The organism is Bradyrhizobium sp. CCGUVB23 (assembly GCF_024199885.1).
Lineage (GTDB): Bacteria > Pseudomonadota > Alphaproteobacteria > Rhizobiales > Xanthobacteraceae > Bradyrhizobium.
In genome coordinates this window covers 4,406,684-4,429,261 of record NZ_JANADQ010000001.1, presented here as the reverse complement: position 1 = coordinate 4,429,261, position 22,578 = coordinate 4,406,684, and the positions used below count along the sequence as shown (strand labels likewise).

The following is a 22,578-nucleotide window of genomic DNA, read 5'->3' as shown; positions in this document are numbered from 1 at the left end:
TCGCCGGCCAAGCCAAGGCACCGCCAAATGACGCACAGCGGCCAAAAAGGGCTTTGGTATGACCAAGCACGGCCGATCAGGGCATGCGACCCGATCGCCGCGTTTCCGTTTCCTACAGAAGCTCGAAGCACAAAAGAACGATCGCAAGGACCGCTCTCAGATCAAGGACCCGAAACAGTCCGTCGAAGAGCTATTCCATCCCCGGAAGCCGACATTCACCTGACGAACTGGCTGTGTCGGGTCTACGTCGGTTGCTGGAGGAAAACGGACTACGTTCGCGCTGGTAGAGACTTCCGAGTCTGCCCCGGAGCCGACATCGCGAACTCGATAGACAGGTTCGGGTTCCGAGACATAGACTTGCCTCCACCCTGGACCGGAGCGCACCACATGGCCGAGGCGCGGGTCGAACGCCGGCTTGCAGCCATCCTCGCGGCCGATGTCGCGGGCTACTCGCGTTTGATGGGCGCTGATGAGGTCGGCACGCTCGCCGCTTGAAGGCGCACCGCCGCGAAGTCATCGATCCCGCCATCACCCAGCATCACGGGCGGATCGTCAAGACCACCGGCGACGGCATGCTCGTCGAGTTCGCCAGCGCCGTGGATGCGGTGACCTGCGCGGTTGAGGTTCAGGAGAAGATGGCGGAGCGAACGGCCGACGGCAGCGGCCCTCGCATTCAGTTCCGGGTTGGAATAAACGTTGGCGATATTATCATCGACAGCGACTTTGGCGATGGCGTAAACGTGGCCGCTCGCGTCGAGAATGAATGCGAGCCGGGAGGCATTTATCTTTCGGATGATGCCTATCGCCAGGTGCGCGGGAAGACGGCTTTTGCGTTCGATGATGTCGGCGAAAAATCGCTGAAGAATATCGTCGGGCCGGTGCGGATTTATGCCGTGCGCTCGGCTGCATATTCGGCTGCGACAACCACTAAGTCGCCGGCAGAGGCCGCCACCCCACTTCCTTTGCCAGACAAACCGTCCGTCGCGGTCCTGCCCTTCCAGAATATGAGTGGAGATCCAGAGCAAGAGTATTTTGCCGATGGTATGGTCGAGGAGATCACCACCGCGCTCAGCAGGTTTCATTGGCTTTTCGTCGTCGCGCGCACATCGACGTTTGCCTACAAGGGGCGCGCGGTCGATGTGAAACGGGTTAGCCGTGAACTTGGCGTCCACTACCTGCTCGAAGGTAGCGTGCGGAAGTGGGGCAACCAGGTGCGCATCACGGGACAATTGATTGATGCGACAACGGGTGCGCATTTGTGGGCCGACCGTTTCGACGGCATGCTCGAAAACATTTTTGAGCTTCAGGATCAGGTGGCGAGCGGCGTTGTCGGAGCTATCGACCCGAAGCTGCTGGCGGCCGAGATGGCGCGCGTCAAGCGCAAGGCGCCAGCAGATCTAAACGCCTACGACTGCTTCTTGCGCGCCTCGGACCTTATTTACCGATGGACAGACGAGAGCCACGAAGAAGCGCTCCGGCTGTTGTATCGGGCGATGGAGCTCGACCCGGAATATGCTCAAGCCTACGCCTTCGCGGCCTATTGCTACGTTTGGCGCTGGTCGGTCGGCCGCATGCCGGATTGCGAGCTGAATGAAGCCAGGAGACTTTCGCGCGAAGCCATCAAGTTTGGAAGGGATGATGGCTTTTCGCTCGCCTGGGGTGGATCTACTCTAGCCTTTTTCGCCCGGACGAAGACTGAGGTGAGGGAAGGCGCGGCTATTGTCGATCAAGCACTCTTGCTCAATCCCAACCTTGCCCGATCGTGGAATCTGAGCGGCTGGGTGAGGCTTTTTCTCGGCCAGCCCGACTTGGCGATCGAGCACCTCGAGCGAGCGATGCGGCTGAGCCCGCTAGATTTTGCATTCCACGCCATGGAAGCCGCGACTGCGTACGCACATCTTGCCGCGGGTCGCTATCAGGAGGCTATCGCGCGGGCCGAAAAATCGGTCCGCGACCAGCCAAACCAAGGTGAAGCTCTGGCGGCGCTGGCGATTGCCAATGTGCTTGCTGGTGACCGTGACGGAGCGCAAGATGCCATGAGACGGCTGCTTCAGATCAGGCCTCATCGGCGCATTTCCAACTACTTCTTGCCCCATGACACGCCTGAAGCCCGGGCATTCGTTGGGGATGCCTTGCGCAAGGCGGGAATGCCGGAATGAGCCGACTTCGGCAATTGGCCCCTCGCGTCATTTGCTGCTTCTGCACAAATGCGGGCGCTGTCGGGACCGAAGCGGACATCGACGAAGATCTAAGAACACGCGCCCTAAGAATACTACTGCATCAAACGAGCCTTCACCTTGCGCTCCTGGGATTGGACCAAAGCGCTGGATACACGCTTCCTAACCGCACAGGAGCGAGAGAAATTGTGCGGCGGGTGACAGGCTCGCGATACGAACGAATGCATCGAACAGCGACCGGCGTCGAACAGCGACCGCTCACGCGGCGCATCGACCATCCCGAATTGGGCTATTGAGCGTTAGTTGCTGTGAGATCTAGGGATGATACTGGCTGAACCGCCTGTCCGATTTTTGCGCTAACGGACACCCGACGGCTTCCGAACGTATCGTGCTCGCTCGTCAGTTGCTGCCTCCGAGACGTGGACGCTGGAGGCGGCTCATGGAATATGGCGTGTCGTGGATTACGACGAACACGAGTAGGCGAAATCGCTCGGTATATTACAAGAGGGGGTAGACGAGGCTCCGCTAAGCCGCTACTCGCCGGGTCGCGTTTACACGCACGCGGGCTTTAGACTAGTGCGAGACCCGCGGAGGGCCTTCTACTGCGGCTCAGTATAATCAAGATTTCTGGCACTCGATTTACAGCCGGACGAAAGACGTGCAGTAGCCCGATCGGCAGGCGAATTTGACGGATCGCGAATTCCCTCGCCCGCTTCCAACGCCCATCGCTGCTCGAACGTCTCCGGGCACGTAGTCGCTGCGGCTGACACGCCATTGTCGTGCATTAGCGACGAGCTGCGGGAGCCGTTTGATCTCTCCCCTTGTGTGTCGCCGGGTCCGCCTCAAACGCTTGCTTCCCCTTTGCGGCCAAAAGCACCCGCGCCTGGTCTGCCTGATCACTTTTGAGCTTATCGGCCATCCAGAGCAGCGCGCCGAAGATGGTGGCGCGGTCGTCGCCGGTCAGCTCGACGAGCCCGGCCTTGACGATCAGACCGCCGAGTTCGATGAGGTGCCGCGTGCGCCTGCGGCGATCAACTTGCCATGCACGCATGTCATCCCGCGCCTTTGCGGCCTGGTGCCGGTTGCGCGCCGCCCGGTTGCACCGGAGCGACAACAACGTCGCGATCTGGTGCCGGAGCAGATCGCCGCGACCGTCCCTGAAAGAAAGCGGCCCCGCGCTTGGCCCATGCCTCCCTCTTTCCGGTTTCTTTTGTCTCGGCCAGCACGATCAGCGCGCCCGCCAATTCATTGGGGCTGAGGGTGTCAGCTCCGGTTGCGATCACCAGTTCGCCGAGCTGCTGCACTTTGCGGCCCTTGAGGTCGCGTGCCTTATCCCCAAGTGCTTTCAGTTCGGCATCAAAGTCCCTCGGCTTGCGCATCACATTCTCCACAAGTGTTGATGGAGCGATGATAGTTGAACGCCCGGCACAATGCTGCAACGTCGTCAGGACGAGGTGAGACGGGATAGTCCCTCCCGAGAATTTTTCGAGGGAGGGCGCGCTTATACGTCGTTCCGACGTGCGCTCTGCCGTGCCACTGATCCGATCGCGATGGCGATCTATCATCTTCACGTGAAGGTCATTGGCCGCAAGTCTGGCTCCAGCGCGGTGGCGTCGGCCGCCTACCGTTCGGGTTCGCGGCTGCGCGACGAGCGACTTGATCGCAGCCACGATTTTTCTGCCAAGCGCGGCGTCGTCCATTCCGAGGTGCTGCTACCCGAACATGCGCCAGAAGCATGGGGTGACCGCGAACGGCTCTGGAACGATGTCGAAGCCTTCGAGGTCCGCAAGGACGCCCAGCTTGCCCGCGAGGTCGAGTTCGCCATTCCGCGCGAGTTGAGTCAGGCGCAGGGCATCGAACTGGCCCGCGACTTCGCTCGGGGCGAATTCGTGGATCGGGGCATGATCGCCGATCTCAACGTGCATCGGGACATCGGCGAAGATGGCCTGGCCAAACCCCATGCCCACGTCATGCTTACCATGCGCCAAGTGAACGTAGATGGGGACGAGAACGGTTTCGGTCCGAAGGTGCGGGATTGGAACCGCATCGAGATGGTCGAACGCTGGCGTGAACGCTGGGCCGAACTTGCCAATGAACGCCTGGCCGAACTCGACATCGATGCGCGCATCGACCATCGCAGTCTTGAAGCGCAGGGCATCGCGCTTGAGCCGCAAAGCCAGATCGGCGCGCCCGCCAAACGTATCGAGGGACGGGGCATCGAGGGCGAAGGGACCGAGGCCGACCGCGCCGAGCTGCACCGGGAGATCGCGCGCAGCAATGGCGTGCGAATCATTGCCGATCCTTCCCTCGGACTGGACGCCATCACGCATCAGCAATCGACCTTCACGCAGCGCGACATGGAGAAGTTCGCGCATCGTCACAGTGACGGGATGGAGCAGTCCAACAAACTAATTCGCGCGATGCGCGGCGCGTCCGATCTGGTCGAACTCGGCAATGACGCTCGCGGCGAGGATCGGTTCACCACCCGCGCCATGATCGAGGCGGAACAGCGCCTGCACCGTGCCGCTGAGGTGATGGCGGAACGGGAACGCCATGAGGTGAATGACAGGGATCGCCGAGCGGCTCTTGCACGTGCGGAAGCGCGCGGTCTTGTCCTTTCGGGCGAGCAGGCCGACGCGCTGGCGCTTGTCACGGATGGGCACGATTTGGGCGTCGTGGTCGGCCATGCCGGAACGGGAAAGAGCGCGATGCTGGGCGTGGCAAGAGAGGCCTGGGAAGCGACGGGCTACGAGGTCCGGGGCGTTGCCCTGTCGGGCATCGCGGCAGAAAACCTCGAAAGCGGGTCGGGCATATCGTCCCGCACGATCGCCGGCATGGAGCATGGCTGGGAACAAGGCCACGACCTGCTCACCTCGCGCGATGTTCTTGTCATCGACGAGGCCGGCATGGTCGGTACGCGGCAGTTGGAACGGGTGCTGTCCTATGCGGCTGAGGCCGGAGCCAAGGTGGTGCTGGTCGGCGATGTCAAGCAGTTGCAATCCATCGAGGCGGGCGCGGCGTTTCGGTCGATTTATGACCGACACGGCGGCGCGGAAATCGGCGAGGTGCGCCGCCAACGGGAGGACTGGCAGCGGGACGCCACGCGCGATCTGGCGACCGGCAGAACCGGCGATGCGCTGGAAGCGTACCGCTCCCACGGCATGGTGCATGAGGCCAAGACTCGCAAGCAGGCGCGTGGCGATCTGATCGACCGCTGGGACCGCAACCGGCAGGCAGCGCCGGAGCGCAGCCGGATCATTCTCACCCACACCAATGACGAAGTGCGCGCGCTGAACGAGGCCGCACGGGAGCGGATGCGGGCTGCAGGTGATCTGGGCGTTGAGGTGCGGCTTACGGTCGAGCGCGGCGAGCGCCACTTCGCCAGCGGGGACCGCGTCATGTTCCTGCAAAACGAACGCGGGCTCGGCGTGAAGAACGGCACGCTTGGGACCATCGAACAGGTCAGCGCGCAATCCATGACCGTGCAGACCGACGATGGCCGAACCGCTCGCTTCGACCTCACGGACTATAACCGCATCGACCATGGCTATGCCGCGACCATTCACAAGGCTCAGGGCTTGACGGTCGACCGCGTCCATGTGCTGGCGACACCGGGCATGGACGCCCATGGCAGCTATGTCGCCCTGTCGCGGCATCGCGACGGCGTGGACCTGCATTTTGGCCGTGACGATTTTGCCAGTCAGGACCGGCTGGTCCGCACCCTCTCGCGCGACCGGGCCAAGGATATGGCCTCGGACTACGAACGCGCCGATCCGGCCCAAAACTATGCCGAGCGGCGTGGGATCACGTTTCGCGAGCGCGTCGCCGAGATCGTGCGAAAGGTCGTGCCCGAGAGGGTGCGCAACATGTTCGATGGCCTGCGCCCGTCTGCCGAAGCTGTACCTGGCACGGACAGTGCGCGGAGGCCGCTACGGGAAACGCCGGAAAGGAAGGTGGTGGAAGAGCCTGAAGCGGCGCTGCGTAAGGCCCGCTCGAAGGCGCTTGTCCGTCATGCCCGCGCCGTCAATGCGATCTTCGAGACGCAGGAGCGAGGAAGCAAGGCCAGCCCGGATCAGCTGAAGGAATTGCAGGAGGCCCGCAAGGTCTTCGAGAAGGTGCGGCCCCATGGCTCATACGACGCCGAAGCCGCCTACAAGAAGAATCCTGAGCTTGTCAGCGAGGCCGCTGGCGGACGAATCAACTGCGCCATCCGCGCGCTCCAGCTCGAAACCGAACTGCGCACCAATCCGAGCCGCCGCGCTGACCGTTTCGTGGAACGCTGGCAGACGCTCGACCACACCAGCCGGCGCCAGTATCAGGCTGGCGACATGTCCGGCTACAAGGCGACGCGCTCGGCGATGGGCGACATGGCCAAAAACCTCGAACGCGATCCGCAACTGGAATCCATCCTCGCCAACCGCAAGCGGGATCTCGGCATCGCGTTTGAATCAGGCCGCCGGCTCAGCCAGGAATTGGCCTTCACTCACGGGATCGACATCGGCAGAGGCCGGGGCATCGGAATTTGATGCATCCATCTGCCGCCGTCTCTACGCCACGCTATGACGAGTCGAACAATCCTCTTGCCCAACTGCAACTGCTTGTCCTGTCTGGTCTCAGAAGCCGTCAGAAACAGCCAGCAGGAGACAGTGCGGCCATGCGCGAACCTGACCGTATCATCCGCTTGAGAACCGTTCTTTCCCGGACTGGGCTGTCTCGGTCCACCATCTACCGCAAGATCGCCGAGGGCACATTCCCGCCGCAGATCAGGATCAGCGTCAACGGGAGCGGCTGGCATGAGTCCGACATCAACCGCTGGATGGCCGACCCCGTCGCATGGCGACCGAAGCGCGAGTTCGATGCGGTTCGATAAGGCAGGCGTCGCGTGCTGCCGACGACGGTGAACCAAGCCGCAATGGATTGCGCTATCGCGCCCCCGCTTCGCGGCTTCGGCCTTGACGGCCTGACGCCGCCCCGGTTTGGGCTCTCCAAGTAGACAAAGGCGGATTGGGAGCGGTCACGCTTCCAATCCGGAATGGAAAGCAGCGGAGCTTGCCGGCCAAAAATTTCCCCTGACTAAACCGAGATTTTAGTCTGAGGTCGCTGCGGACCAATTTCAAAATCGATTGTTTTTTCAGGAAACGGCGCCCAGAACGATTCGAACGTCCGCCCCTCAGATTCCTAGTCTCGATCTCGTAGCAGTGGCGATCTTCGAGCGCACGCACAAGGCTAAGTAGCGAAAAAACAGCCCTTCCTTTGTCTATCCCGCGACATCCGTTTTCGCGACGGCGACAATCCTCCCCTTTTAATAGATGCGCGGCCGTTGCACCAAACCGTGCACGAGCATGATTGGAAGCTCTATAGCCTTCCTAAATGTGATCGCTTTGTCGGCTAACGTAGGGGAAGTTGATGTCTGACAATAAATTTCTGACCGCCGAAGAGGTCTCCGAAAGATATCGTGGCAGCGTCTCAGTTGGCACTCTTCGAAATTGGCGAGCGATGAGGATCGGACCAACCTTCGTCAAAATTGGTAAGGCTGTTTTGTACCCAACGAATGAACTTGATGCTTGGGATCAAAAGAACACGGTCTCGTGCCGAGCTTCAAAGAGACCCAACGTGGATGATGGTAAAGAAGCGTGATGATCACGGAGGAGCACGCAAAGCCGCCCCCAATCGCCGTCCCCTCGCAGGTCAATCACTTCTCCAAATTCATTTATTTTCAACACGTTACTCAAGAAGAGCGGGGTCGTGCACAATCACCCCTCCGGCGATCCCTCGCCCTCGCAGGCCGACATCCAGATGACCAAGGCCATCATCGAGATCGCCAAGCCGCTCGGCATTTCCGTGCACGACCACATCATCGTAGGCAAAGGCGGGCATGCGAGCCTGCGCGGCTTGCGCTTGATCTGAAGACCTTCCAAACAAGTGATGAGATGAAATGAGCGACTGGCTGCATAACCTGCCGGTGCCGTGGATGGCGCTGGTGATTTTCGGCTTCACCTATTTTCTGGCCGCGACGGTGTTCGCGGCGGTCATGGTGTTCGCGACGGAGGCGCGCACGAAATCACTGAAGACGATCTCGCCGGGCATGTTGCCGGTGCTCGGCATCATCTTCGGCCTGTTCGTTGCCTTCACGGCGGCGCAGGTGTGGGGCGATAGCGATCGCGCCAGCGCCGCGGTGAGCCGCGAGGCCAGTGCCTTGAGGAGCGTCGAGCTGCTCGCCGCCGGCCTGCCAGCGGAGCAGGACGCGCACCTGCGCGGACTGGTGCGAGACTATGTCGGGCAGGCCGCCACCGTGGAGTGGCCGATGATGGCGCAGCGGGAGGTCTCCCTGAAAGCGACGCCGTCGGCGCTTACCGAAGCCTTGCAGCTCGTCGTCGCGATGACGCCGCAGGGCACGGGTCAGGCGACCGTGCAGCGCGAGCTCATCAACGCGCTGGAGCAGGCGCTGGATGCGCGCCGGCAGCGCATCATCATCAGCCTTACCGCGGTGAATGCCGTCAAATGGTGGTGTCTTTATTTGCAGGCGGCGTGTGCGCTTGTGGTGATAGGCCTCGTCCATTGCGACAACCGCCTCGCGGCGACAATCGCGATGGGCCTGTTTGCGACCGGCGTTTCGGCATCCGTGCTCCTGATCGCCGCGCACGACCGGCCATTCGCAGGCCAGATCTCGATCGGACCCGAGCCGCTGCTCCAGATCATGCCGGAGAAGCCGGACAAGCAGCCTTGAGAGGGTGCGAGCCGAGGACACAGTTCACCTCTCCCGAAGGGAGAGGTCAGATCGCATCGCAAGATGCGATCTGGGTGAGGGGTTACGGTCCTACTGAGCGCTGCGGACCCTCACCCGGATTGCTTCACAATCCGACCTCTCCCCGCTGGGGAGAGGTGAAGCGGGCAGCCGGCCGCACCTTATTTTATCGCGCTTTCTGGATCCTGCTTTACGAAATCCCCACGATTTCGCGTAGCTGCGGAGCAAGCGCGGGAGTGGAGCAGAGAATAGGATTTCCTTTGCTGATGCCGTCGCCAGCGAAGAAATCATTGATCGATGCGCCCGCCTCGCCGGCGATGACGATGCCCGCCGCGACGTCCCATGCATTGATGTGCAGCTCGAGATAGGCGTCGGTGCGCCCATTCGCGACATGGCAGAGCCCGAGCGCACCCGAGCCGGAGCGCTTCACCGCGCAGCCGGCGGCGTTGCCGCGCTGGAGGACGGCGAGGTAGCGCTCGAAGGGAATGCGGGTCGACCAGCCGAGCTCGACATAGGCGCTCTTGAGGTCCTCGGTGCCCGAGACGGTGATCGGCCGCCCGTTCAGCGTTGCGCCCTGTCCGCGCTGGGCAACGTAGAGCTCGTCCAGCGCCGGTGCGGCCACGATTCCGATGGTGGGAACGTGATTGTGCAGGAATCCGATCGAGATGCACCAGTTGCGGTCGCCGCGGGCGAAGTTCGCGGTGCCATCGATCGGATCGATGATCCAGACCGCATCGCTTGCTGCGCCGCCGCCCTCCTCGCCGATCACCGTATCGGTCGGGAAGAGCACGGCCAGCCGCTGCCGCAGGAAATCCTCGACGGCTCCGTCGGCAACCGTCAGCCAGTCCTGAGCGCCCTTCAGGGTGACGCCGAGGCTGTCCTGCTTGCCGAAATAGTCCAGCGCCAGTCGCCCGGCCTCGGCGACAAGGCCCTGGACGGCATAACGCCGCATTGCAAGATCCGCCGGCGTCATCGTCCAACAACCTCGGTGGGGACCGGGGTGCCAAAGCGCTCCGCAAGATCAGGGATCAACCACGGGAGCAAGACTTCGTCGTCGCTGTTTGGCATGAGCCAGGTCGATTGCGCGTCGGCAGGCATGGTTTCACAAATCCTGGCTTCACAAATCTTGGGTTTCACAAATCTGTTGCATCAGCACGCTACGGATCGATACGTTTATTCCAAGCCGGTCGCGGAATGGAAGGACAATTCCATTCTGGCAGAATGACATCGGCGTGGAGGGAACGAATCGTGCAGGCGGAAACGCATGGCGTGTCGAGCGCCGGCGCGGCTATCCAGGTGCGGGACCTGCACGTTGCCTATGGCGGCACGCCAGTGCTGCACGGCGTCAGCCTCGACTTTGCCCCCGGCAGCTTCACCGCTCTCCTGGGCTCCTCCGGCTGCGGCAAGACCACCCTTCTTCGCGCATTGTGCGGCTTCGTGCCGGTGCGCTCCGGCTCGATCGTGGTCGGTGACCGTGACGTCGCTCTGCTGCCACCAGAGAAGCGCGACATGGCGATGGTGTTTCAATCCTACGCGCTGTGGCCGCATATGACCGTGCTGCAGAACATCGGCTACGGGCTGAAGCTACGGGGCACCGCCAAGGCCGAGATCGCTGCCAAGGTGGCCTCGCTGCTCACGATGCTGGGCCTGGGCGGCTACGAGCAGCGCAAGGTCACGGCGCTGTCGGGCGGGCAGCGGCAGCGCGTCGCGCTCGGCCGGGCGCTTGCGGTCGACCCCCGCATCCTGCTGCTCGACGAGCCGCTGTCCAATCTCGACGCCAAGATCCGGATGGCGATGCGCCACGAGATCCGCGCGATTCAGCAGCGGCTCGGCGTCACGGCCATCCACGTCACGCATGATCGCGAGGAAGCCATGACCATGGCGGACCGGCTCGTCATCATGCAGGCGGGCCGGATCGCCCAGGTCGGCACACCCGAGGAGGTCTACGATCGGCCGGCGAGCGCCTTTATCGCCAATTTCATGGGTGCGGAGAACGTCCTGCCCGTGCATGTCGTGCGCAACGAGGACGGGACGGCCGTCAGTGCCGGACACGCGGTCGCCCGGCTCGTGCACGACGATGCCACGGCGCTGCCCTTAGGCGAGGCCGTGGCCTATTTCCGCGACGATGTCGCAAGCCTCGCGGCGCCCGATGCGATGCCACAGGGCGATCTCCTCGTGCCCGGGCGCATCGCCGCGCGCAGCTATCCCGGCGGCCTCTATCGCTATCGCGTCGAGGCGGTCGGGCGACAGATCACGGTCGACGACGCAGCACGCCATGAACCGGGCGCCGCCGTCGGCCTGCGCATCCCGTTGCGACGTCTTCACATCTTTCCCGCGGCCGAAGCCACCACCGCCGCCTGACCAGGAGCCAGACCCATGCGCATTCTCAACCTAGCCTGCTCCCTTGCGGCGCTGCTCTCAGCGTCGCCTCTCGCCGCACAGACCCTCAATGTCGCCTCGGCCGGCGACCAGAATATGGTCGACTACGTCAAGGACTATCTCGGCCCGATGTTCGAGAAGAGCCATCCCGGCGTGAAGGTCGTCTCCGTCGGCACCGGTCCCGGCGATGCCGGCTCCCAGAAGATCTTTGAGAAGCTCGACGCGCAGAAAGGCGCCGCGACCACCGATTTCGACGTGGTCGTGATCCACCAGAAGGCCGCCGGGACGATGGTGAAGCAAGGGCTGCTCGCGAAATACACTGACAAGGTCGACACCGCGAAACTGGTTTCCAGCGAGACCGCCAAGAACTCGCTCGGCGCCGACGTCTCGGGCTACGTCATCCCGATGTTCCAGTCGCAGACCGCGCTCGCCTACAATGCCGATATGCTCAAGATCCCGCCCGACAACTTCGCCGAGCTCAAGGAGTGGGTGAAAAAGAACCCCAAGCAGTTCGGCTACAATGGCATCAAGGGCGGCATGTCCGGCGTGGCTTTCGTCGCAGGTTGGATCTATGCCTTCGGCGGCGACGCCGGCAAACTGATCGAGGGGCCGTATGACCCGGCCGAGAAGGCCAAGTGGGACACAGCCTTCAGCGAGCTGAAGGACTTCAACAAGAACATCGTCATCACGCCCGGCAATGCCGGCACGCTCGACATGCTCAACCGCGGCGAGATCGCGATGGGCCCGGTCTGGGTCGACATGTTCTATTCCTGGCAGGCTGACGGCAAGCTGCCGCCCAACATGAAGCTCAAGCTCGCCTCGCCCGGCATGCCCGGCCAGCCGATGTACTACGCCGTGCCGGAGAAGGCGGCGCAGCCGAAGCTCGCAGAGGAGTTCATCGCGCTCGCCACCAGCCCGCAGGTCCAGGCGGACGGCATCGTCAAGAAGTTCAACTGGTATCCGGGCATCGACGCCAAGAACCTCGAAGGCAAGCTGGACAAGGCGGCGTGGGACAAGCTCTTCACCGACATCACCCCGGCCGACCTGTCCAAGAACGCGAAACCCTTCCCGATCGCGCCCTATTTCAACGACATTCTCGAGGGCTACGAGAAGAAGGTCGCGAACTGAGGAGACGCGTTGCGGAATGGCGTCCGGAACGCCGCGCCATATCATGAGCCTGTCCCAGCGCCAGCTCGCCTTGCTACTGATCGCGCCGGGACTCGCGCTCGTCGCGGCGCTGTTCCTCTATCCGCTCTGCTTCTCTCTCGTCTCGGCCTTTACCGCTCCTGAGGGAGGGTTCTCCCTGCAGGCCTTCGGCAAGGCCTTCGAGCTCTATTCCGGCGACATCCTCTTCACGATCGTCATCGTGGTGAGCTCCTGCGCGTTGACGGCGCTGGCGGCGATCGCCATCGCCGGCACGCTGACGCTCGGCGAGAACCCATGGGTCGTCGGAACGCTGCGCGCGCTCTACCGCTGGCCCCTGTTCATTCCCTTCATCGTGGCCGCGCAGTGCATGCGCACCTTCCTCGCCAAAAACGGGTTGATGAACAACACCTTCGTCTCGCTCGGCCTACTGGAGCCGTTGCAGGCAGTGAGCTATCTCGACTGGCGCGGGATCATCATCACCTTCGTGTGGAAGCAGACCCCGTTCGTCGCCCTGCTGCTGGCCGGCGCGCTGGCCTCGCTCGACCGCGCGACTCTCGAGGCCGGGCGCAATCTCGGCGCCTCGCGGCTCAGGGTTCTGATCGAGCTGGCGCTGCCGCAGGCGATGCCGACGCTGCTCGTCGCGCTCGTCCTGTCGTTCGTGACGATGCTCTCGGTGCTCTCGGTGCCGATGATGGTGGCCGGCTCGCAACCGACCATGCTGACCGTCGACATGGCCTTCCGCATCAATGCCTATGGCGACTATGCCACGGCGAATGCACTCGGCGTCATCACCTACCTGATCAGCGCCGGTGCTGCGATCCTCTATCTCCGGCACGGCATGGCGAAGGAGGGCGCGCCATGAGCCGCGTCGCATCCTTGCTGCGCGCTTCGCTGGCGGGCGTTCTGCTTGCGGCCTTCGCCTTCGCGCTGATCGGTCCGCTCGCCAATCTGGCGCTGTGGTCGGTGGCCGAGCGCTGGTACACGCCCTACAAGCTGCCGGTCACCTACGGCACCCGCTACTGGGAGCAGGTCTTCCGCCCGACCGGCGATGCTATGGCCTCGCTCGCGACCTCGGTCTCGATTGCGGTGTTGACGGTCGTCGTCGCGCTCGCGCTCTCCGTGCCGGCCGGCTACGCGCTGGCGCGCCTGAGGCTGCCGGTGCGTTCGCTGTTCATGATCGTGTTTCTGCTGCCCCAGGCCTTTCCCTCGGTGGCGATCTACATCAACGTGGCGCGGATCTTCTACGGCCTCGGCATCAACGGCACGGTGCTCGGCGTCGTGCTGGTCCACGCCGCTCACGGCCTGGTCTATTCCGTGTGGATCGCGGCCGCGGCTTTCGCGGCAGTCGACAGGGATCTCGAACTCGCGGCCCGGAACATCGGCGCCTCGCCGCTGCGCACCTTCTTCACGGTGACGCTCCCCCTGGCCGCGCCGGGTGTCATCGCCAGCGGCATCTTCGTCTTCCTGGAATCACTGGACGAGTTCACCGGCACGTTCTTCGTCGGCGTTCCGCAAGTCACGACGCTGCCGCTTTTGCTCTACAATGCGGCGATGGGCGGAAACTACCAGGTCGCCTCGATCACGGCACTGATCCTCCTGGTGCCATCCGTGCTGTTCATGCTCTTCATCGAGCGCTTTCTGCGCGCGGACGTTCTGGCGAAGGTGGGGGCATAGAACCTCGTCGCAAAGTCGTCAGGGTCGCCGTGCACGACCACATCATTGTCGACCGAGCTGGGCATGCGAGCCTGCGGGGATGTGGGCCGATGCAGATGATCCGCCGGCCATTTACCATCTATTAACTCTTCGCTTTGTGCTGCGGGAATGTGTGTCACAATTATTCATCATCGAAGCAAAGGGGATCGATGATGAATCAGACAGTAGAGCGCATCTGGAGCACGGGCCTATCATTGCTGAGCCCGGGTCATCTGGTCGACTGGCTTCTCGACCAGATCGAGAAAATGAGCCCAATGATGATGCCGGCTCGGATCGACATGATGTCGTGCCAGGAGAGGCAAGTCGAAGCGCGCCTCGACTAAAGCGCGATGAGATCAGGATGAATCGTCATCGCGCTTTGGGTTGTTGTTTGAGCATGATCTCCGCGCAAACGCGCTCCGCGTTTGTCGCGAGGGAAAACCGCTCCACACTTTGCGCTAACGCGGCCCTTCGGGTCCGGATCATGCTCTAGTTTGGCGCGACGACCTCTCGCACGCGTGGCGCCGGTTTCAAGTCAGAGCAAAGCTAGTAGCAATAGCGCGGATCGACGCGCACATAGGCGCCGTCGGGGCGCTGCATGTAGCAGCCGCGCTGATAGGCGTAGTAGCCGGAACGGCGGCGCTCGCCTTCAGAGGCGATGGCAGCGCCCGTGCCGGCGCCGACGATCGCACCGACCGCGGCACCGCGGCTGCCGCCAATGGCGCCACCGAGAATGGCACCGCCGACGCCGCCGACGATCGCGCCGCCGATGGCGTCCTGCGCCGCAGCCTCATGCACCGGCACCATCATCGCAACCGCCAGGCAGGCCGCCATTCCAAGTCCTCGAAGCATCTCGATCCTCCAGTGTGACGCTGCACTTCATATCGCCGGCGGCGGATTCGGGCCAGACCAAATCGCCCACCGTCAGGCTTGAGGCGCCATTTCGATGTCGCCCTGGTCTCAGATTTCATACCGGCTAGGGAACGCGCGTGCTACAGAACGTAGGTTGTGCTGGCCGAACGGGCGACCGAGAATTTCCAAATGTTTCATTCGTGAGGGATAACGACATGATGCGTCAATTTCTGGTGCTGATCGGCCTGGTGCTGCTGACGATCTCCGCCGCAAATGCCGGACCGAACGACGACGCGGTGGCGGCGCGGGCGAGCTGGGAGCAGGTCTACAATGCCGGAGATGCCGACAAGTTTGCCGCGCTCTATACCAAAGACGCGATGCTGTTCGGCTCGACCGCGCAGCTCTTCACTGGCACCGACGGACGCGCACCTATTTCAGCAAGCTGCCCGCAGGCATCAAGGTCAAGATGGGGGATCAGCAGGCGATCGCGGCCGGCCCCGACGTCGTGCTCAGCTCGGGCTTTGCCGACTTCACGCTTCCCAACGGCACCGTGCTGCCGTTCCGCCTGACGCTCGCTTTCGTCAAGGTCGACGGCAAATGGCGGGTGGCCCAGCACCACGGTTCGCCCCTGCCGAAGTGAGGCAGCCCGTTGTCACGGCGCTGGTCCGGCGCGGTCGCACGCCCGTCAACCGACCATGTCCCGGTCGACCTTTCGCAGCCGCACGAAGGCCGCCCAAGCCTTCGGATATTTCTTATCCTTGGGATCGATCGTGAGCAGCGCACGGCATGCCTCCTGGATGTCCTCCGATGATGGACGCATCCTCGCATTTCCCGACGACCGCGATTTCTCCCAACGCTCCTCGACATCTCTCGCCAAGGCAAGGACCTCGACCGGCGCTCGTTTCCGCGTCGGCCTGGCGAGCGGATGATCCGGGGGAAATATCGGCCATGCGTCCGGCGGCTGATCGACCCGCCACGCGGACTCATCGTGCCGGGCTCCCTCGCCCGCCGGACTTGCGTGCAGCGCGCCCTGCTGTCCGCCACGTTGTTCGTCCTCCTGGACGGACACGCCATTTGTCGTCTGTCCCACGAACTGGCGGAGCTGCTGCTCCATTGTGCCGCCGGCCGATCCCTGTGCTGCCGAAGGCGCAAGCTTTGTCGGCGTCGACACCGACGGCGACCCCACATTGGGAACGATCTTCTGCACGGTCTTTGCCATCGACAAGGCGCCGGCGGGTATCGCCGTGTCTTGCTGCGCGATCGTTTCCTCGTTCGCCAGCGGGCAGGACTGGAACTTAGTGCGCTGCTGCGTGATCCGGCCATCATTGTCGTCGATGCGCGCAAAATCGACGGCCACGGCATAGACGAAGGCCGCTTCGGCAAGCTGGCCGGACTTGTCCCTTGCCTTGACGGCGCCGCAGACATATCGCGACGCGCCTGCCTCGACCGAGCGCAATGTGCCGAATTGCGCCGAAGCCGGATCGATCAGCACGCGCCGAACCGCGGCGCGGGCTTTCATGTGATCGATGGAGAAGAGATTGAGGACGAGGTCCGGATTGATCAGCTGGGGCTGGTAGTACCAGACATATTCGGCGGTGAGAAATGCGGCACCAATGCTGGTGGCGATCAGAAGCGCGGGTACATTCACAGGGCATGCTCCCAGCGTATAGCGCTGGAACTTTCTGGTTGCAGATAGTTTTTGCTGCCATTTATGCGAGCATGTCCTAACGAATGGTAAAGCGGTTGAACTTTTGAGCGATTCTAGCAGGAGATGAGTGCAGGGGATTTCGGCCTGCTTCGGTTTCATCTCCGAAGCGACGCGCTCTGCACATGCCCGCGACGCGGTTGGCCAAGATGGCGATCAGCAGGCGATCGCGGTCCACGGTTCGCCCGTGCCGAAGTGAGGCAGCCCGCCTTCATAACGCGATCCAGCGCTGCACGGCTTCGGCCGTGTCGCCCGGGTTGGTGTTGAAGCAGATCGCAGCGTTCGGCGCGAGCTGGTGCACGAGGTTGAGCACCCTCTCGAACAAGAGCAGGCGCTCCTTCGGCTCGCGCAGTCCTGCGCCGATCACCACGCAGTCAAAGCTCGCCTCGCGCAGGGCTGACGTGACCGCCGCCTCCGCAGTCTCGTCGAGATCGATCAGGCAACTCGTGACGTCGTAGCCGAGATCGGTGAGGCGCAGGAACTGCGCGTCGATATACTTGCGCACGAGCTCGGGCGTGAGCTGCGGGAATGCGCTGTAATCCGCACTGCCGGGCTCGATGCCGATCGCGAGCACGCGCTTGGCCATCGCAAAATTCCCACCACGGTCTTTCGCCGTGATGCCAACGGCCAATCCACCCGGCTGGTTCCTACGCACGCGGTCATGTCGCGCGCCAACGACAACGGCGCCGCGCCGGCTCCGGTACGCCTCAGGCCGCGCCGTCGAGATCGGCCATGGCTGCTGCGCGTCGCCCCATCATCGCCCGCTCGCGCGCGTTGGTGGCGAGACGCGCGGCCGCCTCGAACGACAGCCGCGCCTCGGTGATGCGGCCGAGTTTTTGCAGGAGGTCGCCGCGGACGGCCTGCAGATGGTGATACGACTTAAGCACCGGCTCGTCCGCGATCAGGTCCACGAGATCGAGACCGGCCTGCGGCCCCTCGGCCATGCCGAGCGCGACTGCCCGGTTGAGCTCGATCACGGGCGAGCGCACCAGCGCCGCGAGCTGTCCATAGAGCCCCGCGATGCGTCGCCAGTCGGTCGCCGAGGCCGTCTCCGCCGTGGCGTGACAGGCGACGATCGCGGCCTGCAGCGTGTAGAATTTCCCGCCACCGCCGAGTTCGCGCGCACGACCGAGCGCCGAAAGACCGCGGTGGATCTGGAGCCGATCCCAGAGCGCGCGGTCCTGGTCCATGAGCAGGATAGGCTCGCCATCGGCGCCGACGCGGGCGCGCATTCGCGCGGCGTTCAGCTCCATCAGCGCCATGAGCCCGTGCGCCTCCGGTTCCAGCGGCGCCAGCCCGACCAGCACGCGCCCCATGCGCAGCGCCTCGTCACAAAGCTGAGGCCGCAGCCATTCCTCGCCGCGTGAGGCCGCATAGCCCTCGTTGAAGATGAGATAGACAACCTCGAGCACCGAAGCGAGTCGCGCGGACAGGTCCTCGCCGCTCGGCGTCTCGTAAGCAAGGCCCGACCGTGAGAGCATCCGCTTCGCACGCACGATGCGCTGGGAAATGGTTGCCTCCGTGACCAGGAAGGCGCGTGCGATCTCATCCGTGGTCAGGCCGCAAATCATGCGCAACGCCAGCGCCGCGCGAGCCTGCCGCGGCAGCAGCGGATGACACGCCGTGAAGATCAGCCGCAGCCATTCGTCACCGATGTCGTCGTCGAGGTCGGTGTCGAAATCGGGCACGGCCTCCTGCTCCTGCATCAGATCGCGCGCCAGCATCTCGTGCTTGTGGGCGAGCATTCTGGCCCGACGCAGATGGTCGAGCGCACGGCGTTTGGCGGTCGCAACCAGCCAGGCGCCGGGGTTGTCCGGCACGCCGCTCAGCGGCCAGGCTTCCAGCGCGGCGACCAGTGCGTCCTGGGTCAATTCCTCCGCCAGCGGCACGTCGCGCAGCATCCGTGACAACGTGGCGATCAGCCGCGGCTGCACGATGCGCCAGGTAGCGCGAATCGTGGCGTGGATCGCACGATCGATATCGGCGGCCGTCATCGCCGCCGACCGGGATGAGCGGTGGTGTCCATCAGGCGTGAGCGGCCACCTTGGAATGCGCGTCGACCTGGCACGCCCCCTCCATGTCGGGCGTGGCGAAGGCCCGCAATTCGCAGGTGCCTTCCCAGCCCGGCATGTGATCGAGGTGCAGCTGCATGAATTCCCTGGCCATGGCCAGCGCTTCCTCCTTGTCACGCAGCTCGAAGATGGCGTAACCGCCGATCACCTCCTTGGCCTCGACGAAGGGGCCGTCGATGACGCTGAGTTCGCCGTCGGCGATCCGCACCCGCGCGCCTGTCGCGAGCGGCATCAGACCGCCATTGTCGATCATCCGCCCGGCCTTGATCTCCCGCTCGGATATCTTCTGCATTGCCTCCATCAGCGCCGGGGTCGGGGCGGACATCGGCCGGCTGGAGGTGACGATGTACATGAAACGCATACAAAACTCCCGTTGGAGCGAGGAGCAGCCGTTTTGGCCGCAAACCGGCTCGCTATAGGAGTGACGATCCAGCTCACGCCGGATCGACATGCGTGAACAAAAAATTATTGCCGCAACAGGATCAGGGGATCGGCCGTGTCGGGCACGCGGCGCCATTGCGCGTTGTCGTCGGCCTCGAACTGCCAGGCTTCGCCGGCCTTCGACATCAGGATGATCTGGCCGCGCTCGAGCCGCCATTGCGTCGGGTTGAACTGTGCGATCTCGGCGTCGCATTTCGACTTGAGGAAGACCTGGAAATTGTCCGCACCCGCTTCGGTGTTGGTCAGCACGAGCGTGCAGACCGGCTGGCCGTTGCCGCGCACCATGGCCCAGTCGCCGATCATCTGGTCCATCGACTTTGCCATCGAGCGGGCGGCGGCGAGATTTTGCAGGATGTAGACGCCCTCGCCTTGCCGCAAGCCTTCGAAGATGCCGGCCTCGACCTCGGTAAAGTCGATCACGGATTCGCCGGTCGCATCCTGGAGCCGCACGATGTCGAGCCCCTTGACGCTCCAGGCCGTGATGTCCTTGGTGAAGGGCAGCGCGGTCTTGCAGGCCGGCTCCAGCTCGAGCTTAGAGGCCTGCCCAGCCGCGTCGCCCTTCAGCGTCACCACGCAGGTCTTGCTGCGCTCGGTGGTGGACAGCTCCCACTGCCCGACCATGTCCTTCTTCAGGGTCGTCGTATCCTGCGCCTGCGCAACACCGGTCACGGCGACGAGCGCCGCAACGATTGCCCACGCAACGACCCGAAGATATGTCATCCGCGACTCTTCACCGGGGTTTCCGCGACCGGCGTGATCGGCGGCTTGCCGGCAAACCAGGTCTTGAGATTGTCGACCACGAGCTGGTCCATTGCGTTCCGCGTTACCACGGATGCCGACCCGATATGTGGCAGCAGAATGACATTCTGCATTGTCTTGAGCTCATCCGGCACGTTCGGCTCGGCAGCGAACACGTCGAGACCGGCGGCAAGAATCGTCCCCGATTTCAACGCCTGGACCAGCGCCGCCTCGTCCACCACGGAGCCGCGCGCGACGTTGACCAGCACGCCGCGCGGGCCGAGCGCCTTCAAGACCTCGGCGTTGATCATCTTGTTGGTGCTGGCGCCGCCTGGCACGATTACCATGAGCGTGTCCACGGCCTTCGCCATCTCGATCAGGTCGGGATAGTGCTTGTAGGAAACTTCCTTGGACGGATTGCGCGAGTGGTAAACGACCGGCACCAGCGAGGCTTCGATCCGACGCGCGATCGCTTGTCCGATCCGGCCCATGCCGACGATGCCGACCTTGCGATCGCGCAACGAGCCGACGCTCAACGGATAGTTCTGGGTCGTCCAGAGGCCGGAGCGTACATAGCGGTCGGCCTGGATGAATTCGCGCAAGGTGGCAAGCAGAAGGCCCATCGCAACGTCGGCGACCTCTTCCGTCAGAACGTCCGGCGTGTTGGTGACGACAATATTGTGCTCGCGCGCATAAGCCGTGTCGACGTGATCGTAGCCGACGCCAAAATTCGCCACGATCTCCAGCTTCGGGAAATGCGACAGCGAATCCTTGTCGGCCCGCACGGTGTGATAAGTCACGGCCATGCCGCGGATTTTTTCGCGGACGGCAGGCGTCAGGCGCTCGAGGTCGGCGCGGGTCTCGGCCTTGTGCACGACGAAATGGTCGGAGAAGCCGTTTTCGAGGATCGGCCGCACCGGCCCATAGATCAGAAGATCGATCTTCTCGGACGAAATCGGAGCGGCCGTCATCAGTTTTCCTTTCCAAGAGCGCTTTCATGCCAGCGCCGTAAAACGAGGTGGGAAATTAGCGCCAGCACCCCATAGATGACAATCCCGGCAAGCGACAGCAGAAGCAGCGCCGCGAACATGCGAGGTATGTTGAGACGATAGCCGGATTCGGCGATCCGGTAGGCAAGGCCCGATCCGGCCCCGGCCGTTCCCGCCGCGATCTCGGCAACAACGGCGCCGATCAGCGACAGACCGCCGGCAATGCGCAGGCCGCCGAGAATATAGGGCAAGGCCGAGGGCAATTTAAGAAAACGCAGGGTTTGCGGCTTCGAGGCGCCATAGAGCTGGAACAGGCCCGCGAGGTTGCGGTCGACCGAATTCAGCCCGAGCGTGGTGTTGGCGAGGACCGGGAAGAACGCGACGATGAAGGCGCAGACCACGACGGCGGTTTCCTGGTCGAGATAGATCAGCAACAGCGGCGCGATCGCGATCACCGGCGTCACCTGGAGGATGACGGCATAGGGAAACAGCGAATATTCCACCCATTTCGACTGGTTGAACAGCAGCGCCAGCGCGATGCCGCCGAGGCTGGCTGCGATAAATCCCTCGAGCGTGGTGAGCAAGGTGGTGACAAGCGACCCTGACAGCACGGCCCAGTCCTTGATGAGCGTCAGGAGCACGGCCGAAGGCGCCGGCAGCACATAAGGCGGGATCTGCTTGATACGGACCACGAGCTCCCAGGCGATGAGACCTGCCGCGAAGACAACGAGGGGAAGCGCGAAACGCGCGGCGCGCAAGGCGCCATTCTTTGCCGGGACGACGGGCTCTGCGCTCATAGCACCGACTGCCCGGAATAGGACGGCGCGAGCGCGCTCGACACCTTGCGGCAATAATCGGCATAGCCGGTGGAGGTGCGAAACTCTTCTCCGCGCGGCTCGACGGTCTCGATCCTGATGTCGGCGCCGATCCGGCCTGGCCGCGCCGTCATCACCACGACGCGCTGGGAGAGATAGACGGATTCGAATACCGAATGGGTGACGAAGATGACGGTCTTGCGCAAGCGCCGCCACAGCGCGAGCAGATCGTTGTTGAGGCGAAAGCGCGTGATCTCGTCGAGCGCCGCGAACGGTTCGTCCATCAAGAGGATGTCGGGATCAGTGACGAGCGCGCGCGCCAGCGAGACCCGCATCTTCATGCCGCCGGAAAGCTCACGCGGGAATGCATCGGCGAAATCGGCAAGGCCTACGCTGGCAAGAGCCTCATCCACGCGCGCGTTCGCCTCGGCCCTGGCGACGCCTGCAAGCTTCAGCGGCAGCCGCACGTTCTCGCGCACGCTGGTCCACGGCATCAGCGTCGGCTCCTGGAACACGAAGCCGATCGCATGCCCGGGCCGCGCCACACCCTCATGGCGCGAGACCCGCACCGTTCCCGTGCTCGGCGGACTCAGGCCCGCGATCAGCCGCAGCGCCGTCGACTTGCCGCAACCGGACGGCCCGAGCAAGGAGATGAACTCACCCTTGCGCACGGCGAGGTCGAACGGCCCCAGCGCCATCAGATCGTTGTCATAGGCCTTCGTCACGCCGCGCAGACTGACGGCCAGCGCCGTCAGCCCGACATCGCTCCCGGACGAGGCTGTGCGCTCTATCATTGGCAGGTGGCTGTTGTTTGGTCTGGCGGCGCC

The 22,578-nt window shown here is 63.4% G+C and carries 23 protein-coding genes and 1 pseudogene; 12 read left to right on the top strand and 12 right to left on the bottom strand.

Annotation, left to right across the window (positions count from 1 at the left end; translation table 11 throughout):
* The first annotated feature begins 491 nt into the window (after positions 1-491).
* Positions 492-2,159 carry an adenylate/guanylate cyclase domain-containing protein gene (locus NLN62_RS20295; protein ID WP_254109943.1) on the top strand — a complete coding sequence of 556 codons (1,668 nt, stop codon included), beginning with the start codon at positions 492-494 and terminating at the stop codon, positions 2,157-2,159.
* An 802-nt stretch (positions 2,160-2,961) separates the two neighbouring features.
* Here the strand turns inward: NLN62_RS20295 and NLN62_RS20290 are convergent.
* Both NLN62_RS20290 and NLN62_RS20285 read right to left on the bottom strand, forming a co-directional pair.
* Positions 2,962-3,228 carry a conjugal transfer protein TraD gene (locus NLN62_RS20290; protein ID WP_254109942.1) on the bottom strand — a complete coding sequence of 89 codons (267 nt, stop codon included), beginning with the start codon at positions 3,226-3,228 and terminating at the stop codon, positions 2,962-2,964.
* Position 3,229: 1 nt separating this feature from the next.
* Positions 3,230-3,556, bottom strand: coding sequence for a conjugal transfer protein TraD (locus NLN62_RS20285; protein ID WP_254109941.1), 327 nt, complete (start codon positions 3,554-3,556; stop codon positions 3,230-3,232).
* Between the two features lie 171 nt (positions 3,557-3,727).
* Here NLN62_RS20285 and traA point away from each other — a divergent pair, with 171 nt between their 5' ends.
* The 5 genes and pseudogenes from traA (at position 3,728) to NLN62_RS20260 (ending at position 8,904) form a co-directional block, all read left to right on the top strand.
* Positions 3,728-6,703, top strand: coding sequence for a Ti-type conjugative transfer relaxase TraA (gene traA, locus NLN62_RS20280; RefSeq protein WP_254109940.1), 2,976 nt, complete (start codon positions 3,728-3,730; stop codon positions 6,701-6,703).
* 128 nt (positions 6,704-6,831) lie between these two features.
* Entirely contained in the window at positions 6,832-7,047 is a 216-nt protein-coding gene (locus NLN62_RS20275) for an AlpA family transcriptional regulator (RefSeq protein ID WP_254109939.1), read from the top strand.
* 536 nt (positions 7,048-7,583) lie between these two features.
* A complete protein-coding gene (locus NLN62_RS20270; protein ID WP_254109938.1) occupies positions 7,584-7,814 on the top strand; it encodes a helix-turn-helix domain-containing protein in 231 nt (76 codons plus the stop codon).
* Positions 7,815-7,919: 105 nt separating this feature from the next.
* Positions 7,920-8,084, top strand: a pseudogene (locus tag NLN62_RS20265) (JAB domain-containing protein); the annotation flags it as partial.
* Positions 8,085-8,112: 28 nt separating this feature from the next.
* A complete protein-coding gene (locus tag NLN62_RS20260; protein ID WP_254109937.1) occupies positions 8,113-8,904 on the top strand; it encodes a DUF4239 domain-containing protein in 792 nt (263 codons plus the stop codon).
* 208 nt (positions 8,905-9,112) lie between these two features.
* Here NLN62_RS20260 and NLN62_RS20255 read toward each other — a convergent pair whose 3' ends face one another.
* Positions 9,113-9,874: an inositol monophosphatase gene (locus tag NLN62_RS20255; RefSeq protein ID WP_035660950.1), complete on the bottom strand. Its 762-nt coding sequence runs from the start codon at positions 9,872-9,874 to the stop codon at positions 9,113-9,115.
* Between the two features lie 296 nt (positions 9,875-10,170).
* On the opposite strand from NLN62_RS20255, the gene NLN62_RS20250 reads away from it, so the two are divergent.
* The 5 genes from NLN62_RS20250 (at position 10,171) to NLN62_RS20230 (ending at position 14,483) form a co-directional block, all read left to right on the top strand.
* Positions 10,171-11,283, top strand: a complete 1,113-nt coding sequence (locus tag NLN62_RS20250; RefSeq protein WP_254109936.1) for an ABC transporter ATP-binding protein — start codon at positions 10,171-10,173, stop codon at positions 11,281-11,283.
* 15 nt (positions 11,284-11,298) lie between these two features.
* Complete coding sequence (locus NLN62_RS20245; RefSeq protein ID WP_027520883.1) at positions 11,299-12,429, top strand: extracellular solute-binding protein; 1,131 nt, start codon at positions 11,299-11,301, stop codon at positions 12,427-12,429.
* Positions 12,430-12,478: 49 nt separating this feature from the next.
* A complete protein-coding gene (locus NLN62_RS20240; RefSeq protein ID WP_027520884.1) occupies positions 12,479-13,309 on the top strand; it encodes an ABC transporter permease subunit in 831 nt (276 codons plus the stop codon).
* Positions 13,306-14,121 (top strand): ABC transporter permease, encoded by an 816-nt coding sequence (locus NLN62_RS20235; RefSeq protein ID WP_027520885.1) that lies wholly within the window; start codon positions 13,306-13,308, stop codon positions 14,119-14,121. The genes NLN62_RS20240 and NLN62_RS20235 overlap by 4 nt, the downstream gene beginning before the upstream one ends.
* 191 nt (positions 14,122-14,312) lie before the next feature.
* Positions 14,313-14,483, top strand: coding sequence for a hypothetical protein (locus NLN62_RS20230; RefSeq protein ID WP_156944043.1), 171 nt, complete (start codon positions 14,313-14,315; stop codon positions 14,481-14,483).
* A gap of 202 nt (positions 14,484-14,685) precedes the next feature.
* Here NLN62_RS20230 and NLN62_RS20225 read toward each other — a convergent pair whose 3' ends face one another.
* A complete protein-coding gene (locus NLN62_RS20225; protein WP_027520886.1) occupies positions 14,686-14,991 on the bottom strand; it encodes a glycine zipper domain-containing protein in 306 nt (101 codons plus the stop codon).
* Between the two features lie 226 nt (positions 14,992-15,217).
* On the opposite strand from NLN62_RS20225, the gene NLN62_RS52985 reads away from it, so the two are divergent.
* Complete coding sequence (locus NLN62_RS52985) at positions 15,218-15,631, top strand: nuclear transport factor 2 family protein (RefSeq protein WP_371933126.1); 414 nt, start codon at positions 15,218-15,220, stop codon at positions 15,629-15,631.
* 45 nt (positions 15,632-15,676) lie between these two features.
* On the opposite strand, the gene NLN62_RS20215 is transcribed toward NLN62_RS52985, so the two are convergent.
* The 8 genes from NLN62_RS20215 to NLN62_RS20180 form a co-directional block, all read right to left on the bottom strand.
* Positions 15,677-16,639 carry a hypothetical protein gene (locus tag NLN62_RS20215; protein ID WP_254109934.1) on the bottom strand — a complete coding sequence of 321 codons (963 nt, stop codon included), beginning with the start codon at positions 16,637-16,639 and terminating at the stop codon, positions 15,677-15,679.
* 268 nt (positions 16,640-16,907) lie between these two features.
* Complete coding sequence (locus NLN62_RS20210) at positions 16,908-17,282, bottom strand: hypothetical protein (protein ID WP_027520889.1); 375 nt, start codon at positions 17,280-17,282, stop codon at positions 16,908-16,910.
* A 121-nt stretch (positions 17,283-17,403) separates the two neighbouring features.
* Positions 17,404-18,690, bottom strand: a complete 1,287-nt coding sequence (locus tag NLN62_RS20205; protein WP_027520890.1) for an RNA polymerase sigma factor — start codon at positions 18,688-18,690, stop codon at positions 17,404-17,406.
* 31 nt (positions 18,691-18,721) lie between these two features.
* On the bottom strand, positions 18,722-19,120 hold the full coding sequence (locus NLN62_RS20200) for a YciI family protein (RefSeq protein ID WP_254109933.1): 399 nt from the start codon (positions 19,118-19,120) through the stop codon (positions 18,722-18,724).
* A 113-nt stretch (positions 19,121-19,233) separates the two neighbouring features.
* On the bottom strand, positions 19,234-19,929 hold the full coding sequence (locus tag NLN62_RS20195; RefSeq protein WP_254109932.1) for an AprI/Inh family metalloprotease inhibitor: 696 nt from the start codon (positions 19,927-19,929) through the stop codon (positions 19,234-19,236).
* Positions 19,926-20,918, bottom strand: a complete 993-nt coding sequence (locus NLN62_RS20190; protein WP_254109931.1) for a 2-hydroxyacid dehydrogenase — start codon at positions 20,916-20,918, stop codon at positions 19,926-19,928. Before NLN62_RS20190 ends, NLN62_RS20195 begins: the two co-directional genes overlap by 4 nt.
* A complete protein-coding gene (locus tag NLN62_RS20185; protein ID WP_027520894.1) occupies positions 20,918-21,733 on the bottom strand; it encodes an ABC transporter permease in 816 nt (271 codons plus the stop codon). The genes NLN62_RS20190 and NLN62_RS20185 overlap by 1 nt, the downstream gene beginning before the upstream one ends.
* Complete coding sequence (locus tag NLN62_RS20180) at positions 21,730-22,545, bottom strand: ABC transporter ATP-binding protein (protein ID WP_027520895.1); 816 nt, start codon at positions 22,543-22,545, stop codon at positions 21,730-21,732. Before NLN62_RS20180 ends, NLN62_RS20185 begins: the two co-directional genes overlap by 4 nt.
* Positions 22,546-22,578: the final 33 nt, after the last annotated feature.

Coding starts and splice junctions, on each gene's coding strand:
- NLN62_RS20290 (WP_254109942.1), bottom strand. CDS start 3,228: ATGCGTGCATGGCAAGTTGATCGCCGCAGGCGCACGCGGCACCTCATC.
- NLN62_RS20285 (WP_254109941.1), bottom strand. CDS start 3,556: ATGCGCAAGCCGAGGGACTTTGATGCCGAACTGAAAGCACTTGGGGAT.
- traA (WP_254109940.1), top strand. CDS start 3,728: ATGGCGATCTATCATCTTCACGTGAAGGTCATTGGCCGCAAGTCTGGC.
- NLN62_RS20275 (WP_254109939.1), top strand. CDS start 6,832: ATGCGCGAACCTGACCGTATCATCCGCTTGAGAACCGTTCTTTCCCGG.
- NLN62_RS20270 (WP_254109938.1), top strand. CDS start 7,584: ATGTCTGACAATAAATTTCTGACCGCCGAAGAGGTCTCCGAAAGATAT.
- NLN62_RS20260 (WP_254109937.1), top strand. CDS start 8,113: ATGAGCGACTGGCTGCATAACCTGCCGGTGCCGTGGATGGCGCTGGTG.
- NLN62_RS20255 (WP_035660950.1), bottom strand. CDS start 9,874: ATGCGGCGTTATGCCGTCCAGGGCCTTGTCGCCGAGGCCGGGCGACTG.
- NLN62_RS20245 (WP_027520883.1), top strand. CDS start 11,299: ATGCGCATTCTCAACCTAGCCTGCTCCCTTGCGGCGCTGCTCTCAGCG.
- NLN62_RS20235 (WP_027520885.1), top strand. CDS start 13,306: ATGAGCCGCGTCGCATCCTTGCTGCGCGCTTCGCTGGCGGGCGTTCTG.
- NLN62_RS20230 (WP_156944043.1), top strand. CDS start 14,313: ATGAATCAGACAGTAGAGCGCATCTGGAGCACGGGCCTATCATTGCTG.
- NLN62_RS20225 (WP_027520886.1), bottom strand. CDS start 14,991: ATGCTTCGAGGACTTGGAATGGCGGCCTGCCTGGCGGTTGCGATGATG.
- NLN62_RS20210 (WP_027520889.1), bottom strand. CDS start 17,282: ATGGCCAAGCGCGTGCTCGCGATCGGCATCGAGCCCGGCAGTGCGGAT.
- NLN62_RS20205 (WP_027520890.1), bottom strand. CDS start 18,690: ATGACGGCCGCCGATATCGATCGTGCGATCCACGCCACGATTCGCGCT.
- NLN62_RS20200 (WP_254109933.1), bottom strand. CDS start 19,120: ATGTACATCGTCACCTCCAGCCGGCCGATGTCCGCCCCGACCCCGGCG.
- NLN62_RS20195 (WP_254109932.1), bottom strand. CDS start 19,929: ATGACATATCTTCGGGTCGTTGCGTGGGCAATCGTTGCGGCGCTCGTC.
- NLN62_RS20190 (WP_254109931.1), bottom strand. CDS start 20,918: ATGACGGCCGCTCCGATTTCGTCCGAGAAGATCGATCTTCTGATCTAT.
- NLN62_RS20185 (WP_027520894.1), bottom strand. CDS start 21,733: ATGAGCGCAGAGCCCGTCGTCCCGGCAAAGAATGGCGCCTTGCGCGCC.
- NLN62_RS20180 (WP_027520895.1), bottom strand. CDS start 22,545: ATGATAGAGCGCACAGCCTCGTCCGGGAGCGATGTCGGGCTGACGGCG.